This is a genomic window from Plantactinospora sp. B24E8 (assembly GCF_039871735.1).
In the GTDB taxonomy this organism is placed as follows: Bacteria; Actinomycetota; Actinomycetes; order Mycobacteriales; family Micromonosporaceae; genus Plantactinospora.
The window spans coordinates 1-992 of record NZ_JBDPMH010000085.1 but is presented as its reverse complement, the minus strand read 5'-3'; the positions used below and the strand labels follow the sequence as shown (position 1 = coordinate 992).

Here is a 992-nt window from a genome sequence, read left to right as displayed (position 1 = left end):
TGACGTGATCTCAGCATGGATTCGGTAGGTATCGGTATTCGAAGTGGGTGAGGTGGAGAGCGGCGCGGACGATGTCGCCGATCTGCCGTGGGCTGGCGGTGGTGTGACGAAGGGTCCGCCAGCGGCCGGTCAGGATTGCGAAGCCGCGTTCTCCGAGGCACCGCATGGATCGAAGGATCGTGTTGTGGGTGAGGTTGTCGACGGCGAGGCGGTGGCCATCGGAGGGTTGCTTGTATGGGGTGTGGATGCCCTGGCCAGAGCCTTCGTAGCCGGAGTCGGCCAGGGCCGGCAGATCCAGCGCTGAAGCGGCCCAGTACAGCGCGCCGGTGATGTCGAGCTCCTGTGCGCAGGTCAGGTCGTGTAGATGTCCTGGCATCGCATCCGAGGTCCAGATCGGTAGCCCGTCTGGGCGCATGATCGCTTGGATGTTCGCGCCGAAGTCGCGGTGCTTTCCGGAGTACCAGGCGTCGATCGTTTTGCCTTTCACGCTGGTGGTGGTTTCGGCGACCCGGTCGGTGTCGAACAGCTTCCCGTCCAGGATCACGTGCGACCAGCCGTCCGCGGCGACCCGGGCCAGGGCGTCGTGCAGGGTCGGTGTCTGCGCCGCGAGGACCCGCACGGCCTCGGCGACGTACCGGTACGCGGTCGCCCGCGACACCCCGAAGCCGGCCCCGAGGGTGGTTTTGTCCTCACCCTTACGGAACCACACCAGCACCAGAAGCGCCTGGTAGAAGCACGTCAACGCCCTCGCGTGGCGGCGGGTGCCCACCGCCCGACGCTCGGCGCGAAGCAGACGCGCCACGTGACGCACGAGTTCCCTGGGCACGTCGAGCCTGGCAGAATAGGTGATCACGTGGAGCCCTCTCGGAGACCGATTCCGTCGCAAGAACCTGTCTACCGATGGCTCCACGTCCTTATCAAAAGCTGTCCGCTATGGACGGTACGCCCGTGTCATCCCGAACCGCCCCCGGATCCTTGCTGAGATCACCTCA

1 protein-coding gene is annotated in these 992 nt (G+C 65.6%); it reads right to left on the bottom strand.

The window, feature by feature from the left end; all coding sequences use genetic code 11:
- Positions 1–10: 10 nt before the first annotated feature.
- Positions 11–853: a transposase family protein gene (locus ABGB21_RS36870; protein ID WP_347658675.1), complete on the bottom strand. Its 843-nt coding sequence runs from the start codon at positions 851–853 to the stop codon at positions 11–13.
- Between the last annotated feature and the right edge of the window lie 139 nt (positions 854–992).